Origin of the sequence: Nitratireductor basaltis (genome assembly GCF_000733725.1) — a bacterium.
In the GTDB taxonomy this organism is placed as follows: domain Bacteria; phylum Pseudomonadota; class Alphaproteobacteria; order Rhizobiales; family Rhizobiaceae; genus Chelativorans; species Chelativorans basaltis.
Genome location: NZ_JMQM01000001.1, coordinates 1,284,203 through 1,301,301, shown reverse-complemented (window position 1 = coordinate 1,301,301; position 17,099 = coordinate 1,284,203). Strand labels below are relative to the sequence as shown.

Sequence of the window (17,099 nt, the reverse complement as noted above, 5' to 3'; positions counted from 1 at the left end):
CATAATCCGGTTCCAACGAATCCGGAAATCGAAGTGGTGGCAAGACAGCATGGCCAGTGACAGGCAATCGCGCGATCCCATCCGTGCGGCAGCAGAGGCTGCCCGCAAACAGGCGGAATGGGAGGCCTCGCGCCCTGAGCGGCCATTCATTCATCTGCGCGTGCATTCAGCTTTCTCGCTTCTTGAAGGGGCGCTGCCGACCGGCAAGGTGATCGGCCACGCGGTAAAGGACGAAGCGCCTGCGATTGCAATTACTGACACGAACAACCTGTTCGGCGCGCTGGAATTTGCGCAGAAGGCTTCGAAGGACGGCATCCAGCCGATCATCGGCTGCCAGCTCGACTTTGCCTTCAATGATGCATTGTCGGAAATTCGCCGCGGCAACCGACACAAGCAGGTGGAGCATTATGAACCCCTGGTTCTGCTCGCGGCCACCGAGGAGGGTTATTCCAACCTCGTGAGGCTGGTCAGCCGGGCCTATCTGGACAATGAACCGGGGGCAGCCACCCATATCGGCAAGGAATGGGTCGAAGCGCATAATGCAGGCATCATCTGCCTGACGGGCGGCCCGCGCGGCCCTATCGGCGTCGCCTTGCGCGAGGACAAGCCGGACATCGCGGAAGAGCGCCTTCTGTTCCTGAAAAAGGTTTTCGGCGACCGGCTTTATGTCGAACTTGAGCGGCTCGAGAACTACGACCGCGCCATTGAGGCGGCCACGATCAAGCTTGCCTACAGGCATGAGCTACCGCTGGTTGCCACCAATGAGGCGTTCTTCCCCAAGCGCGAGGATTTCGAGGCGCATGATGCGCTGATCGCCATCGCCGAAGGTGCCGTCATCGCGATGGATGATCGTCGCCGGCTCACGCCCGACAACTTCCTGAAGAGCCAGAAGGAGATGGGCGAGATCTTCGCCGATCTTCCCGAAGCCATCGACAACACGGTCGAGATCGCGCTGCGCTGCTCCTACTACCCGAAGAACCGTGCGCCGATCCTGCCGCGCTTTGCAGGTGCCAATATCGACGACCCGGAAGCCGCCGAGAAGGCGGAGGCCGAGGAGCTTCGCCGTCAGGCCCATGAGGGTCTTGAGCGCAGGATCGAGGCGCAGGGCCTTGCCGAAGGCCATACGCGCGAGGAATATGTCGAGCGGCTGGATTACGAACTCGGCATCATCGAACGGATGAAGTTTCCCGGCTACTTCCTCATCGTTTCGGACTTCATCAAATGGGCCAAGGCTCATGACATTCCGGTGGGGCCGGGCCGTGGTTCGGGTGCGGGCTCGCTGGTTGCCTATGCGCTGACCATCACCGACGTTGACCCGCTGCGCTTCTCGCTGCTCTTCGAGCGCTTCCTCAATCCCGACCGCGTGTCGATGCCCGACTTCGATATCGACTTCTGCCAGGACCGCCGCGAGGAGGTGATCCGTTATGTGCAGCAGAAATACGGGCGCGAGCAGGTCGGCCAGATCATAACCTTCGGAACGCTTCAGGCGCGCGCGGTGCTGCGTGACGTTGGTCGCGTGCTGCAGATGCCCTACGGGCAGGTGGACCGTCTGTGCAAGATGGTGCCGTCGAACCCGGCCAATCCCACGCCACTGCCCAAGGCCATCGAGGACGAGCCGCGCTTTGCCGAGGAAGTGGAGAAGGAGCCGATTGTCGGCCAGCTTCTGGATATCGCGCAGAAGCTTGAAGGCCTTTATCGCCACGCCTCCACCCACGCCGCCGGTATCGTTATCGGTGACCGTCCGCTTTATGAACTCGTGCCGATGTATCGCGATCCGCGCTCGGACATGCCGGTCACCCAGTTCAACATGAAGAAGGTCGAGGATGCGGGCCTCGTCAAATTCGACTTTCTGGGCCTGAAAACGCTGACCGTCCTTGAGACGGCGGTGAAGCTCATTCGCCGCCGCGGCATCGAGATCGATCTGTCGAAGATCCCGCTCGATGATCCCAAGACCTATGAGATGCTTTCGCGCGGTGAGACGGTCGGCGTGTTCCAGGTGGAATCGGTCGGCATGCGCAAGGCGCTGATCGGCATGAAGCCCGACCGCATCGAGGACATCATCGCGCTGGTGGCGCTTTATCGTCCCGGTCCAATGGAGAACATTCCGACCTACAATGCGCGCAAGCATGGCGAAGAGGAAATCGCCTCGATCCACCCCAAGATCGACCACCTGGTGAAGGAGACGCAGGGCGTTATCGTCTACCAGGAGCAGGTGATGCAGATCGCGCAGGAGCTGGCCGGCTACACGCTCGGACAGGCAGACCTGCTCCGCCGCGCCATGGGCAAGAAGATCCGCGCGGAAATGGAAAAGCAGCGCGGCATCTTCGTGAAGGGCGCCACCGAACGTGGCGTCACCAAGCAGCAGGCCGACTTCATCTTCGACCTTCTGGCCAAATTCGCCGACTACGGCTTCAACAAGTCGCACGCAGCAGCCTATGCCATCGTTTCCTACCAGACGGCCTATCTGAAGGCGCATTATCCGGTCGAATTCCTCGCCGCATCCATGACCTATGACATGGCCAACACCGACAAGCTGAACGACTTCCGTCGCGACGCGATGCGGCTTGGCATCGAAGTCGTGTTGCCGTCGGTTCAGACTTCTTATCGAGCGTTCGAGGTGGGCGAGAACAGGATCTATTACGCGCTGGCTGCCATCAAGGGCGTTGGCGATGCGGCTGTCGAGCACATCGTCGAGAAGCGCAACGAGAAGCCGTTCGAAAGCCTTGAGGATTTCTGCGCGCGCGTGGACCCAAAGATTGTCGGCAAACGTGTCTTCGAATGTCTGATCCAGGCTGGCGCCTTCGACTGTTTCGGCCACGACCGCGCGGCACTTTTCGCAGGCGTCGACCGGTTGATGGGCATGGCCCAGCGCGCCGCGCAGGATGCCGCCATGGGGCAGGGCGACATTTTCGGCTCCGCCGCGCTGGAGCCGCAAAAGCTGCATCTGCCCCAGACCGCACCCTGGCTTCCGGCAGAGAAGCTGCACCGCGAATTCCAGATGGTCGGCTGTTATCTCTCCGCGCATCCGCTCGACCAATATCAGGGCGTTCTGGAGAAGATGCGTGTGCAGAACTGGGCGGAGTTCCAGCTTGCGGTGAAGAAGGGCGCGTCCGCGGGCCGTCTTGCCGGAACGGTGAACACCTATCAGGAACGCAAGACGCGCACCGGCAACAAGATGGGCATCGTCCAGCTCTCGGACGCGACCGGCCAGTTCGAGGCCGTCATGTTCTCCGAAACCGTTCACGCCTTTCGTGAGCTTCTGCAGCCCGGCAAGTCGGTGGTGATCATGGTTGGCGCGGAAAATCGGCCAGAAGGTGTATCACTGCGCGTGCAAGGTGTTCAGTCGCTGGAGGAAGAGGCAAGCCGCATGCAGAAGGCGCTGCGCATCTATGTGCGCGATCCGCAGCCTCTGCCGGCGATCACGCCGCATCTCCACCAGCGCGGCGAGACACAGGTGAGCCTCATCGTCATCAAGCCGGATGGTGCCGGCGAGATCGAGGTGGGGCTACCCGAGCGCTACCGCGTCTCACCGCAGCTGGCAGCCGCCATGCGCGCCGTCGACGGTGTTGTGGATGTCGAGCTTGTCTAGCCTTGTGCTGGCTGAAGGCCGGGATCAGTAGTCACGGCTGGCGCAAGGCGTGTTGCTGAGTGCTGCAGCCTCATCGCCCGCAGCAGCCTTGATCGCATCCGGCACCGCTCCGGCATAAGCGATCAGCGACACCACCTTGTCGGTTTCCGGAAGCTCGGTCTCGATGCATGCGCTGACCCCATCGGCTTTCTTGCGCGCGTCGTTGTTCACAAGCTCGATGCGTTCATAGCAAAGACCGAAGAAGTTGACCGCCCGCCGATTGCACGCCGCCCAAGGCTTGCCGCCTCCGATCTCGCTGCCATCTGCCCAGGTCTTGATGTTCAGCGTGAAGCCCTTTGTCCGTGCATTGCGGCTGATGATGGATGTCCCGCGATGGTGCTTCAAGCCGCAGGCTGCCTCGCCATCCGCAAGTGTCACCGCTTCGACCTTGCGTGCGAGTTCGGATCCGATGACGGGCGCGAATGCGAGGAAATCCTGTGCGCGCTCCTGCACGGTGCCACCGGAGACTGTGCAAAGGGTCGTCAGATGGAAGTCATCTGCCAGCTTCAACGTGCTGTAGCCGAAATGCGGTGACTGACGTGTCTGATAGCCTTGCGCAAATGCTGCTGCCGAAAAGGCAAGCGTGATCGCCGCTGCGAGTAAAATTCTCATCTTCCCAACCCTCCGGACCCCGATGGTGGCAGGTTAGGCAGGGCAGGCTCGAATGGCAACTGCGGGTTGCTACTGCGGTTCGCTCTTCTCGATCGGTTTGCGCCGCCTGCCAAAGGTATAACCCGTCTCCAGCGCCTCGCGACCGAACTTGGCCCGCAATGCATCCATGGCACCTTCGGCAAGCGCGCGCTTGTGGGAGAGCGTGTCAACGAGATCGGGCGGGTCGGCGCGCGAGGCGTCGGTGAGGTCGGCGACACCGACGCCGATCAGGCGAAAGCGTGTGCCATCCGCTTCGCGCTTGAGCAGTTCCAGCCCCGTATTGAAGATGCGGTCGGCCAGGCGCGTTGGGTCGGAAAGCTGGCGGTTGCGGGTGCGCAGGCGAAAATCACCGGTCTTGAGCTTCAGGACGATGGTGCGGCCGGCGATCTCCTTCGCCTTCAGGCGCTCTGAAACTCGTTCCGACAGCCCGCGCAGAACAGGGACGAGTTCGTCCAACGCCGCAATATCGTGATTGAAGGTGGTTTCGGATGATACGCTTTTCGCTTCGCCGCGCGGGCTGACGCCGCGGTCATCCTCGCCGCGTGCCAGATGATAGAGCCTGCTTCCCATGCTGCCATAGCGGCGCAGCAGATCGTTCTTTTCCATCGACTGAAGCTGGCCGATTGTTCGGATGCCGTCACTCTCAAGCGTGGCTGCGAAAGCCTTTCCAACACCCCAGATGGTCGTGACCGGCTTTTCCGCGAGGAACGCCACCGCTTCCTCTTGGCCGATGACGGAAAACCCGCGTGGCTTCTCCAGATCCGAGGCGACCTTGGCGAGGAACTTGCAGTAGGAGAGGCCAACCGACACGGTGATGCCGACTTCGCTTTGCACCTGTGAGGCAAATCGCGCCAGAACGACCGCCGGTGGCGCATGATGCAGTTTTTCCGTGCCGGACAAATCGAGAAAGGCTTCGTCGATCGAAAGCGGCTCCACCAGCGGCGTGAGGTCTTCCATCATCTGCCGGATCCGGCGACCGACAGCGGCGTATTTCTCCATATTTGGCTTGATGACGATTGCTTCCGGACAGGCTTCCAGCGCCTTGAACATCGGCATGGCCGAGCGCACGCCGTTGATCCGCGCGATATAGCAAGCCGTTGAAACCACACCGCGCTTTCCGCCACCTATGATCACCGGCTTGTTGCGCAGATCCGGATTGTCGCGCTTCTCCACCGATGCGTAGAACGCGTCACAGTCGATATGCGCAATGGAGAGCGATCCAAGCTCTTCGTGACGGAGAACACGCGGACTGCCGCAGGCACGACACCGCTTGTCCTTTCCCGGTTCCAGGGTCAGGCAGTCACGGCAGATGGTAGCCTTGGGCTGGGGCGAGGTCATGCGTTCAATCGCCGGAACGAAAATGGAACAAGCAATTTAGCCTCAGCCACTGCCCACGACAAGAAGCTCGGCTCAGATCGATTGTTCGTATCTGTTATCGCCGAAGGGTAGGGCGTTGAGGGCGCGCGAAACAAGGGCAGGGTCCGTCTGCGTCTCCTCGCTGAAGCGGATGAGCGTTGGTTCGTGCGCCAGAATGAACTGCAGCACCCCGGCCAGGAATCCTGGCTCGCGCGCTGCCTGCCTGATCTGGTCCGCCTCGATCCCGGTCAGTGACAGGAAACGTGGGAGCAGTTCCGGGTCGGATGCTATGAAGGCGAGCGCCTGGACGGCAAGTGCTTCGGCCTGATCCTGCTGCATGGTGAAGGCTCTCGGCTGGTGGTTATGCAATGATTGCGGTGCTTGGCTTGTCTGGATAAGGTGCACACGCGTTGGCCGGGTGCAACCAGAACAACGAGCCCGCCAAGCGAAAGATGCCGGAAAATCACAGCAATTACCATTTCGTAAAACTATTGATGGCATTAAGGCAGCGGGAGCACCATGAATGTTTCCCGCAAGGGAGCGTTCACAGGTCGGGGGTCCGATGCCTAAGAAGGTAATGATAGTCGAGGACAACGAGCTCAACATGAAGCTCTTCCGTGACCTCATCGAGGCCAGCGGATATGACACCGTGCGCACGCGCAACGGGCTTCACGCGCTCGATCTTGCCCGAGAACATCGCCCTGACCTCATCCTCATGGATATCCAGCTGCCGGAGGTCTCCGGCCTGGAAGTCACCAAGTGGCTGAAAGAGGATGACGAACTGCACGACATTCCAGTGATCGCGGTCACGGCCTTCGCCATGAAGGGCGATGAGGAGCGCATCCGTCAGGGCGGCTGCGAGGCCTACATATCCAAGCCGATCTCCGTTCCCAGCTTTATCGAGACCATCAAGTCCTATCTGGGAGACGCCTGACAGCATTCAGGCACGGAACGGAGCGAGAGCCGACATGACCGCCAGGATACTAGTTGTAGATGACGTGCCGGCGAATCTGCGGCTTCTCGAAGCGCGGCTGACGGCCGAATATTACGACGTGGTCACCGCCCGCAGCGGACAGGATGCACTGGAGATTTGCGAGAGCAGCCGCGTCGACGTCGTTCTACTGGATATCATGATGCCGGGCATGGACGGCTTCGAGGTCTGTGAGAGGCTGAAATCCGACCCTTCGACAGCGCATATTCCCGTCGTCATCGTGACGGCGCTGGACGGAACGCAGGAGCGTATTCGCGGCCTTGAAGCCGGTGCGGACGACTTTCTCACCAAGCCGGTCAATGATCTGCAGCTTGTGACCCGCGTCAAAAGCCTGGCGCGCCTGAAGGCACTGACCGACGAACTGAGGCTGCGCGCGGAAACCACTCGCAACATCGAAATTGAGCAAATGCTCAAGGCCAACCGCCTCGACGACGGCGCGCCACCCGTGGTGCTACTCGTTGAAGAGGAGGGCGCATCCGCAGATCGTATACCACGCATGCTGCGCGGGCTGTTTGACTTGAAGACAGTGTCTGATCCCCAGAAATTCGCTTTCGGCGCAGTTGAGCGGAACGTGGAATGCATCATGGTGTCGACGCGGCTCGGCAGCCACGATCCGCTGCGTCTGTGCGCACATCTTCGAGCGCTGGAGGGCACCCGCTCCATTCCTATCGTTCTTCTGGCCGATGGCGAGGAAGAGGATACCGTGGTGCGCGGGCTTGAACTGGGCATCAACGATTATCTGGTCAAGCCGATCGAGAAGCAGGAACTTGTTGCACGTCTGCGCACGCAGATCCGCCGCAAACGCTACAATGACGGCCTGCGCTCGAGCTTTGCGCGTACGGTGGAAATGGCCGTCACGGATCCGCTGACAGGCCTCCATAACCGTCGCTATCTCGACAGTCATCTGCAGACCCTGTTCGACCGCGCACGCGCCCGCAACAAGCCGCTGTCGATCATGTTCGCCGATATTGACCGCTTCAAGCTCATCAATGACACCTGGGGTCATGATGGCGGTGACGCAGTCCTGCGGGAATTTGCAGCGCGACTGCGCAAGACGCTGCGCGCCATCGATCTCGTCTGCCGCTATGGCGGCGAAGAGTTTGTCGTGGTCATGCCGGATACGGAACTGGCCGTGGCAGAACGGGTCGCCGAGCGCGTGCGTGGCGAGATCGCCGGTGAGGGTTTCAGAACCGGTGACGGCAAGCCGGCTATCAGCGTCACTGCAAGTCTCGGCGTGGCCTCATCACGTTCCATGGATGAAGACAGCCTGGATGACCTGGTGAAGAGGGCTGATGAAGCGCTTTACGAAGCCAAGCGTTCCGGCCGTAACCGAGTGGTCGCACCTGCAGCCTGAAGCGCGCAGCGCCAAAACTATGGTTACAGGTTTACCTTAATTAAACGCGCATCTGCCATTTGGTTAAGTAAGTGTTGATTTTGCGTGCTTATTGCGCGAGTGTCCACTCGAAATCACTGGTGTTTATGCGTTAGATTTCCCTACACCAGTCGAGATACCCCATGATGCTCAGGTCCGCCGCATCTCCTGGGTCCGTGGGGTTGGCCGGTCAGCGCTGGCGTAACAGTGGCCTCCTCGTACCGCTGCCAGTTGCTGGCCGGCCCCCTTTCTTTCCCCGTTTGACGATGGTTCCGTTCTTCCTGCAGGAGAAAATCCTGGGCGAAAATCTGCCGAAACAAAAAACGGCGCCTTGCGGCGCCGTCTGCAGAAGTCGGTAATTCGTGCAGGAATTACTTGATCTTCGTTTCCTTGAATTCGACGTGCTTGCGTACGACCGGGTCGTACTTACGCATGGTCATCTTCTCGGTCATGGTACGGCTGTTCTTCTTCGCAACGTAAAAGAAGCCAGTGTCGGCCGTCGACAGGAGTTTGATCTTGATGGTCGTGGCCTTGGCCATGTCACAAATCCATTTCTCTAGGGGTGGAACGCGACACCCTTGTGAAAAGGTTCGCGTGAAATCTCGGCGCGAGACATAAAGGGAAGGCCAGAAATGTCAAGCCTTACCCTTCGATACAGACCCGAGATCCGTGGGGAATGCCGGGAGAAAAGCAGAATGCCGTATGAAAGGACACCAATCCGCCCATGACATCCGTCGCCGTCTCCAAGCGCGGACGGAGGCTGATTCCTTCAATCAGAGAAGTTCCCGCTTAAAAGTTTTTCCTCTCATGGCGTAGAAGGGAACTGCGCCACCCGGCTTCAAGTCGGGGTCTTGCGTCAACCGGTCCTGCAGATCCTTGAGCACCGTGCGGGTGATCATGGGGATTTCATGCTCCATGGCCTCCGCAATGGGCAACCACAATAGCTCTTCCAGTTCTTCCGTCGGACCGCCTTGCGGAAGTTCCACCGCAACATCATCGCGAAACGTTGCCAGAAACCGTGTGTCGTAACGGCGAACGCGTCCCGGAGGCGTGATTGCGCGTGCGATCAGGCGCAGCCGATCAAGGCAGGGTTCGATTCCCGCCTCGACGAAGGCCTGCCATTGAGGGCTACGTGTGCGAAAATCTCCACGACGCCCGAGCAGAAGACCGGCTTCCTCGTAGGTTTCGCGGATGGCGGACATTGCGATGGCACGCGCGCGAGTGTCCGAAAGACGCCCCGCCCGTGCCCGCAACTTCGATGCTTCGTCCGGATGGAGGGTTGCTGCGAGGCGAATGCGGCCATCTCCCGGATCAGTCCTGCCACCGGGGAATACATAGCGTCCGGGCATGAATGTGTGGCGTTGGTGCCTGCGCCCCATCAGGACGCGTGGAACAGAGGCACTTCGGTCCAGCAGAATGAGCGTTGCTGCATCTTTGGGGCGCAACGGACCTGCACCCAAAGCGAAATCCCTGGATTCCGCCTTGTCTAGCTGTGCGCGTGAAAGGCCGCCCATCGTCTCCGGCGATGCAGTTCTGCCTTCATCCATGCGCAGACGGCCCGTCATCCTCGCCGCCAAAGCCATGCATGTAATAAGCCCATTGCAGGCCCACCACCGAGCCCTTGATCGGCTCGATCAGGGCGAGAGACATCACGGTGGTAACAGGCACCCATAGCGCCAGATGGGCCCACAGCCCCCAATTCGTCATGGCTTCAACGCCCATGAACGCACCAACCACAACGTGGCCGACTATGAAGATGACGAGATAGGCTGGCAGATCGTCTGCGCGATGGTGAGACATCTCCTCACCGCACGCATGGCAGTGGTCCACGGTCTTGAGGAAGCTGCGGAACAGCTTGCCTTCGCCGCAATGGGGGCATTTGCCGAAGAAACCGCGGCGCATGGCTTCATAAAGCGGGCGCTGCGGACGCTTTGCCTTGTCGCCGCCGAATACCTGCTGCTCCATCACTACCTCCTGCCTCGTGTCGAGGCTCTGCCCCTGCGCCGCGCGCTTGCATCGCGACCGCGGCGGGCCTTGTGAAAAGACTTCGTCGAGCCCGGCAGTTTTGTCGGCTTGCTCAACATCTCGAAACGCATTGCCCCCTGCAGCGGTGCTATCTCGACCAGGCGCACATCGACCATGTCACCTAGCTGATAGCCTAGCCCGCTGCGCTCGCCGATCATGGCGTGGCGCGTTTCGTCGTAGATATAATAGTCATTGCCCAAAGTTGATATGGGCACAAAGCCATCTGCGCCAAAATGTGGCAGCTGGACGAAAATGCCGGCTCCCGCCATGCCGGAGATGCGTGCCTGGAACTCTTCGCCTCTGCGTGTGGCCAGATGTTCGGCAATCAGCCGGTCCACGGTCTCGCGTTCCGCCGCCATGGCGCGCCGCTCCGTCGTGGAGATGAGTGCGGCATATTCGGCAAGCTGCGCCTCGTCCTGTTCGCGCAAGCCATCCTTGCCGAGGCCAAGAGCGGTTATCAGCGAGCGGTGGACGAGCAGGTCGGCATAGCGCCGGATAGGTGAGGTGAAATGCGCGTAGCGGCGCAGATTGAGACCGAAATGGCCGAGATTCTCCGTCGCATAGACAGCCTGGCTTTGCGATCGTAGCACCACCTCGTTGACGAGCTGCTCCTGCTCGGTCTCGCGCACCCGGTCGAGTATCTGGTTGAATTGCGCGGGCTTCAGCGAGGCGCCGCGTGCCAGAGAGATTTCCAGGGTGCCCAGAAATTCGCGAAGCGATTCCTGCTTGGCAAGCGAAGGTGCATCATGAACGCGGTAGACGACCGGCTTGCGCGCATTCTCCAGCGTCTCCGCTGCGGCCACATTGGCCTGGATCATGAACTCTTCGATCAGCTTGTGCGCATCGAGCCGAGGGGGCACGTATACCCGGTCCACCGTGCCGTCTTCCTTCAGCACGATCTTGCGCTCCGGCAGGTCAAGCTCCAGCGGCTCACGCGCCGCGCGTCCGCGCCTGAGAATGCCATAGGCCTCCCAGAGCGGCTTCAAGATAGTATCGAGGAGTGGACCGGTCTTCTCATCCGGCTCGCCGTCAATGGCTGCCTGCGCCTGCTGGTAGGAAAGCTTGGCGGCAGAGCGCATAAGCACGCGATGAAAGCTGTGATCCACCTTGCGGCCTTGTGCATTGAAGCGCATGCGCACCGCCATTGCAGGCCGCGCTTCGCCTTCACGCAGCGAGCACAGATCGTTGGATATGCGCTCGGGCAGCATGGGCACGACCCTGTCCGGGAAGTAAACCGAATTTCCGCGACGCAGCGCTTCGCGATCAAGGGCTGAGCCCGAGCGCACATAGGCTGCAACATCCGCGATGGCGACAGTGACGATCACGCCCCCCTTGTTGTTCTCATCCGTGTCCGCTTCCGCATAGACGGCATCGTCATGATCCTTGGCGTCCGCCGGATCGATGGTGATGAGCGGTATCTTGCGCCAGTCCTCGCGACCGGAAAGGCTGGCTTCTTCCGCATTTTCCGCTTCATTTAGAACCGATTGCGGGAATACATGCGGAATTTCGTGGGCGTGGATCGCAATGAGCGAAACCGCCTTTTCGGATTTCAGCGAACCCACGACTTCCGTGACGCGGCCCTTGGGCAAACCGTATTTATTGCGGGTCAGAGGCTCCGCCTCGATCAGATCGCCTTCCTTGGCGCCCTGAAGCTGGTCTGCGTCGATCTCGAGTTCAGGCTGCTTGCGCTCCACCGGTTCCAGACGCCATTCGCCCGACTTCGTGCGGGCGAGAACACCAAGCACGGAGCGCTTCTTCTTCTCGAAGACCTTCATGACCTTGCCCGAATAGGGCGGGCCATCGCTATCATCAGCGGGGAAGACGCGCGCCAGTACCCGGTCGCCTACGCCGGCGGCAGAACGCTTCTGGCTGCGGATCGCCACGATTGGCGGCGGAATGTCCGCGTCATCATCCATCTCGGCCGGCCGGGCGAGGAGCGTACCTTCACTGTCACGCGAGAAGATGTCGAGTACGACGACATGGGGCAGGGCACCCGGACGCATCAGCTTCTTGCGGCGCTTCTTGATGTGGCCTTCGTCCTGCAACTCGCGCAGCAGGTCTTTCAGCCAGACGCGGTCGCCTGCCTTCAGATTGAAGGCCTTGGCGATCTCGCGCTTGCCGGACCGGTCGGGGTTTTCGGTGATGTAGCGCAAGACTTCATCGCGGGAGGGCAGATGAGCTTCGGATCTCGATCCGCCCGTCGGCTCTGATTTCTTCTTCTTCGAGCCAGATATCTTGCGCGCCAATCCTGTTACTCCGTCTTGGCCTTCTTGGTGGCCTTGGGCTTTGTAGCCGTTTTCTTCGTAGCGGTCTTTTTTGCAGCAGGCTTCTTTTTCGCCTTCGCACTCTTACCGCTTTTGGCCGCGATCAGTTCCAGCGCCTCTTCAAGCGTGACCTCTTGCGGGTCCTTGCCTTTGGGCAGCGTGGCATTGACCTTGCCATGATTCACATATGGACCATAGCGCCCGTCGCGGATAGTGATCGCGCCACCATCCGGATGCTCGCCCAGTTCCTTCAGCGCTGCAGCCTTTGCGCGGCCGCGTCCTCCGCCCTTTGCCTGCTTTTCGGCAATGACGGTGACCGCGCGATTGAGGCCGACGGTAAAGACATCTTCCACCGATTCCAGATTTGCATAGGCGCCGTCATGGAGAAGGAAGGGGCCATAGCGGCCGATGCCTGCAGAGATCGGCTTGCCCGTTTCGGGATGCAGTCCAACCTCACGCGGCAGCGAAAGAAGCGACAGCGCCTTTTCCAGGTCCATGGCGGCAGCCTGCCAGCCGCGCGGCAGGCTTGATCGCTTGGCTTCCTTGCCTTCGCCGCGCTGAACATAGGGGCCGAAGCGACCGGTGCGCAGAGTGATTTCCTCGCCGGTCTCGGGATCGTTGCCGAGAACCTTGTCGCCGTCTACGCCTGCACCATCGCCGCCTTCACCTTCCATGCCAAGCTGGCGGGTGAAGCCGCATTCGGGATAGTTGGAGCAGCCGACAAATGCGCCATAGCGTCCAAGCTTCAGCGAGAGATTTCCGGTACCGCATTTCGGGCAGATGCGCGGATTGCTGCCGTCTTCCCGCTCGGGGAAGACCAATGGTGCAAGCTCTTCGTTGAGGACATTCAGGACCTCGGTGACGCGCAGCTCCTTGATGTCTTCAACCGAACCGGAAAAGTCCTTCCAGAAGTCGCGCAAGACCTGCTTCCAGTCGAGCTGGCCGTCGGAAATCTTGTCGAGCTGTTCTTCAAGGGCTGCCGTGAAGTCATATTCGACATAGCGCCGGAAGAAGTTTTCCAGGAAGCCGATGACGATGCGGCCCTTGGCCTGCGGCACGAGGCGGCGCTTGTCTATGGTGACGTAGTCGCGATCTTCCAGCGTCTTCAGCGTCGCGGCATAGGTGGACGGGCGGCCGATACCGAGCTCTTCCATCTTCTTGATGAGCGAAGCTTCCGAATAGCGCGGCGGCGGTTCTGTCGTGTGCTTGGAGACCTTGATCTCCTGACGCTCCAGATCCTCGTCCCGGTTGATCTCGGGCAGTCGGTTGGAGTTCTCGTCATCGTCGCCGTCTTCCTTGTCGATGGAATAGGCGGCGAGGAAGCCTTCGAAGCGAATGACCGAGCCAACGGCACGAAGACCGGCCTTGCGGCTGCCGCCATCGGCCATGATCTCCACCGTGGTACGCTCGATCTGAGCCGCTTCCATTTGAGAGGCGATCGCACGTTTCCAGATGATTTCGTAGAGACGCGCCTGATCGGCATCGAGATATTTGCGCACCTGGTCTGGCGTTCGCGAAAAATCTGTCGGCCGGATGGCTTCGTGCGCTTCCTGCGCATTCTTGGCCTTGACCGAATAGTAACGCGGCTTTTCGGGCAGATAGCGTTCGCCAAAGGTATTGGCGACGGCTTGGCGCGCCTGGTCGAGCGCTTCGGGTGCCATCTGCACGCCATCGGTACGCATATAGGTGATGAGACCGGTGGTCTCGCCGCCAATATCGACACCTTCGTAAAGGCGCTGCGCGACCTGCATGGTGCGCGAGGCGGAGAAGCTGAGGCGCGAGGACGCAGCCTGCTGCAGCGTGGATGTTGTGAAGGGCGGGGCCGGATTGCGCCTGGTCGGCTTCGCCTCGACCGAGAGTACCTTGTAGGACGCACTCCTTAGAAGGGCCTCGATCTCGTCGGCCTGTTCCTGGCTCTTGATGGAAAGCTTCTGCAGCTTCTTGCCATCTAGCTCGGTCAGGCGAGCCTCGAATTCGTCGCCACGCGGCGTCTTGAGCTGGGCTGCAAGCTGCCAATAATCCTCGCGGATGAATCGCTCGATCTCGGATTCGCGGTCGCAGACGAGCCGCAGCGCGACCGACTGGACGCGACCGGCCGAACGCGCACCGGGCAGCTTGCGCCAGAGGACGGGCGAGAGCGTGAAGCCTACGAGATAATCCAGTGCGCGGCGCGCCAGATAGGCTTCCACCAGCGGAGCATCCACCTCGCGCGGCTCTGCCATGGCGTCGAGGATCGCCTTCTTGGTGATGGCGTTAAAGACCACGCGCTTGACCGGCTTGTCCTTCAAGGCCCGCTTCTGGCGCAGTACTTCGAGAACATGCCACGAAATCGCTTCACCTTCGCGATCCGGGTCAGTTGCGAGAATGACGCCGTCGGCCTCTTTGACCGCTTTTGTGATGTCGCTCAGTCGCTTGTTGGACTGGCTGTCCACGCTCCACGACATTTCGAAATCCTGGTCAGGCAGTACCGAACCGTCTTTAGCCGGTAGGTCGCGGACATGGCCGTAGGAGGCCAGAACCTTATAGTTCTTGCCCAGATATTTATTGATGGTTTTCGCCTTGGCCGGCGACTCGACAATGACGACTTCCATGCGCTGGCAATACCTCGCGGGGCCTGAATTCCAGCCAAATCTCGTTGGCAGATACGCAAATTGTTCCGCGTGACATGGCTGCGCTTTTCCTCGTGGTCAAGAGCAGGCGGCCAAAAACGTCGCGAATGAACGCTTATGCAATCAAAACGAGTATTGCGTTAAAATTACATTTATTAGTATATAAACCATGCCTGTCACTAGGCTGGGTCCCAAAGAGAAAAGGGCATGCGAACGGGGTAGATATGTTGATGTTGAGGGGGCTTGAGACAGCTTCGGCTGTCTATAGGCAGGGGAGTGTGGCTGCGATGGAAGCAGGCTCACGGAACAAGGCTGAAACGCTCGAATATCTTCAGGCAATGCTCGGTCAGCTCTTGACCATGGCAAGAGCCGAGAGGTGCGAAACGCTCGCCTACTTCATTGAGATGGCCTACATCGAGTGCAGCGACACGATCCGGCAGGAGCGTCCGGGCGGAAGCGCTTTAGTCCCCTTGCATCAACAATGAAACTTTCCCGCCGGGATGGCGTTCGATCCGCCCGGCGAGATCAAGTTCGAGAAGGATGAGCGCGATCTGCGCCGGCATCAGTCCGGTAAAGCGGATCAGCTCATCCACCTCGACAGGCGCAACCGTCAATGCATTCAGGACCAGCATCCGATCCGTCTCTTCGGGTGCAGGCGCACCTGCGAGATCGGGAGGTTCTTCTGCGGTGTGGTAGCTCGGCGGCAGTTTGCCGATCAATGGAGCCAACGCTTCTAGTATGTCCCGCGCTTCTGTCACGAGGCTGGCACCCTGTTTGATCAAGCCATTGGTTCCCGCAGCTCTCGGATCCAGCGGTGATCCCGGTATTGCGAAAACCAGCCGCCCCATCTCGTTTGCCAGCCGCGCGCTGATCAGGGATCCCGAGCGTATCGCCGCTTCCACGACCAGAAGGCCATAGGAACACCCTGCCACGATGCGGTTGCGTCTTGGGAAATCACGCGAGCGCGGCGCCCAGCCAAAGGGCATCTCGCTGATGACCGCACCTTTGTCACAAAGCGCGGCATGAAGAGCGTCGTTTTCCGGCGGATAGGGTCGATCCAGCCCACCGGCCAGAACGCCGACCGTACCGGTACCAAGGCTTGCCTGATGAACGGCGGCATCGATGCCGCGTGCCAGGCCCGAAACGAGCACGAGGCCTTCGCGGCCAAGTTCGGCTGAAAATCGCTGTGCGAGTTTGGTTGCAGCAAGAGAGGCATTGCGTGCGCCGACAATGGCAACAGCCGGCTCGCGGAGCAGTTCAAGCCGCCCGCGGGCGGCAAACAGGGGCGGCGGATGGTCATGCCAGCCAGCAGGGGCGGATATTCCGGTTCTCCGATGGCGATGAAGCTCGCGCCGAGTTTATCGGCCTGTTCAAGCTCCTGCAGGACGTCGTCCTCGCTCGCGATGCGCAATTTGCGGGCACCGCCGCGTTTTGCAAGTTCGGGCAATGCGCCCAATGCCTCTTCGGCTGAACCGAACCGGTTGATCAGGTCGCGAAAGGTCGCAGGTCCGACATTGTCGGTCCGGATCAGGCGAAGCCACGCGAGACGCTGTCTTTCGGACAGGCGGCGCGCGCGGCTGCCGCTCATCCCTTGGCTCCGATCTTGGACTCACTCCCGTTCATCAGGCGGGAGATGTTCTGCCTGTGCTTGATGAAGACCAGTAGGCTCATCAGCAGGAACAGGATTGCGGGAGCGTTCATGCCCAGAATGAAGAGAGCCAGCGGCACGGCAATGGCCGCAAGAAGCGCTGCAAGCGAAGAGTAACGTGTCGCAAAGGCAGTCCCGAGCCAGACAATGGCGAAGACAAGCGCCCCTTTCCACGTGACCACGATGAGAATGCCCAGATAGGTGGCAACACCCTTGCCGCCCTTGAAGCCAAGCCAGGCTGGATAGAGATGACCCAGAAAGGCACCGAAGCCGGCAAAAAGTGCTGCCATGGGATCGATCATGCCAGCAACAAGCACTGCGACGGCACCCTTGAGGGCATCAAGGGCAAGTGTCAGCGCGGCCAGCTTCTTGTTGCCGGTGCGCAGCACATTGGTCGCGCCGATATTGCCTGAGCCGATGGAGCGGATATCGCCGAGGCCAGCCATCTTCGTCAGAACGAGGCCGAAGGGTATGGAGCCGAGCAGATAGCCGAAAGCCAGAGCCGCGATTGTCGCAAGCACGCCGCCTCCCGTCATCATCTCCATCTTCCGCTCC

At 60.3% G+C, this 17,099-nt stretch carries 12 protein-coding genes and 1 pseudogene; 3 read left to right on the top strand and 10 right to left on the bottom strand.

Features of this window, described 5'->3' with window-relative positions; translation table 11 throughout:
- Positions 1–49 precede the first annotated feature (49 nt).
- A complete protein-coding gene (gene dnaE, locus EL18_RS06190; protein ID WP_036480870.1) occupies positions 50–3,589 on the top strand; it encodes a DNA polymerase III subunit alpha in 3,540 nt (1,179 codons plus the stop codon).
- Between the two features lie 24 nt (positions 3,590–3,613).
- Here the strand turns inward: dnaE and EL18_RS06185 are convergent, their stop codons facing one another.
- The 3 genes from EL18_RS06185 to EL18_RS06175 all read right to left on the bottom strand — a co-directional run bounded on the left by EL18_RS06185 (position 3,614) and on the right by EL18_RS06175 (position 5,974).
- Positions 3,614–4,240: a hypothetical protein gene (locus tag EL18_RS06185; protein ID WP_036480868.1), complete on the bottom strand. Its 627-nt coding sequence runs from the start codon at positions 4,238–4,240 to the stop codon at positions 3,614–3,616.
- A 69-nt stretch (positions 4,241–4,309) separates the two neighbouring features.
- Positions 4,310–5,617 (bottom strand): DNA polymerase IV, encoded by a 1,308-nt coding sequence (locus EL18_RS06180; protein ID WP_036480866.1) that lies wholly within the window; start codon positions 5,615–5,617, stop codon positions 4,310–4,312.
- A 72-nt stretch (positions 5,618–5,689) separates the two neighbouring features.
- Positions 5,690–5,974, bottom strand: a complete 285-nt coding sequence (locus EL18_RS06175) for a DUF3572 domain-containing protein (RefSeq protein WP_036480865.1) — start codon at positions 5,972–5,974, stop codon at positions 5,690–5,692.
- Positions 5,975–6,197: 223 nt separating this feature from the next.
- Here EL18_RS06175 and EL18_RS06170 point away from each other — a divergent pair, with 223 nt between their 5' ends.
- The gene (locus EL18_RS06170; RefSeq protein WP_036484135.1) at positions 6,198–6,569 is read left to right on the top strand and encodes a response regulator; all 372 of its coding nucleotides are present in this window, start codon (positions 6,198–6,200) and stop codon (positions 6,567–6,569) included.
- A gap of 34 nt (positions 6,570–6,603) precedes the next feature.
- On the top strand, positions 6,604–7,980 hold the full coding sequence (locus EL18_RS06165; protein ID WP_036480855.1) for a PleD family two-component system response regulator: 1,377 nt from the start codon (positions 6,604–6,606) through the stop codon (positions 7,978–7,980).
- A 389-nt stretch (positions 7,981–8,369) separates the two neighbouring features.
- On the opposite strand, the gene rpmG is transcribed toward EL18_RS06165, so the two are convergent.
- The 7 genes and pseudogenes from rpmG to plsY form a co-directional block, all read right to left on the bottom strand.
- The gene (gene rpmG, locus EL18_RS06160) at positions 8,370–8,537 is read right to left on the bottom strand and encodes a 50S ribosomal protein L33 (RefSeq protein WP_036480853.1); all 168 of its coding nucleotides are present in this window, start codon (positions 8,535–8,537) and stop codon (positions 8,370–8,372) included.
- 234 nt (positions 8,538–8,771) lie between these two features.
- Positions 8,772–9,512: an NUDIX hydrolase gene (locus tag EL18_RS06155; protein WP_036484134.1), complete on the bottom strand. Its 741-nt coding sequence runs from the start codon at positions 9,510–9,512 to the stop codon at positions 8,772–8,774.
- 25 nt (positions 9,513–9,537) lie between these two features.
- Positions 9,538–9,963 carry a DUF983 domain-containing protein gene (locus tag EL18_RS06150; protein WP_036480852.1) on the bottom strand — a complete coding sequence of 142 codons (426 nt, stop codon included), beginning with the start codon at positions 9,961–9,963 and terminating at the stop codon, positions 9,538–9,540.
- A 2-nt stretch (positions 9,964–9,965) separates the two neighbouring features.
- Positions 9,966–12,269, bottom strand: a complete 2,304-nt coding sequence (gene rnr, locus EL18_RS06145; RefSeq protein ID WP_036480851.1) for a ribonuclease R — start codon at positions 12,267–12,269, stop codon at positions 9,966–9,968.
- A 5-nt stretch (positions 12,270–12,274) separates the two neighbouring features.
- Positions 12,275–14,878, bottom strand: a complete 2,604-nt coding sequence (topA, locus tag EL18_RS06140) for a type I DNA topoisomerase (RefSeq protein WP_036480850.1) — start codon at positions 14,876–14,878, stop codon at positions 12,275–12,277.
- 479 nt (positions 14,879–15,357) lie between these two features.
- A pseudogene (gene dprA, locus EL18_RS06130) lies at positions 15,358–16,484 on the bottom strand (DNA-processing protein DprA).
- Positions 16,481–17,080, bottom strand: a complete 600-nt coding sequence (plsY, locus tag EL18_RS06125) for a glycerol-3-phosphate 1-O-acyltransferase PlsY (RefSeq protein WP_036484131.1) — start codon at positions 17,078–17,080, stop codon at positions 16,481–16,483. The pseudogene dprA and the gene plsY overlap by 4 nt, the downstream one beginning before the upstream one ends.
- Positions 17,081–17,099 lie beyond the last annotated feature (19 nt).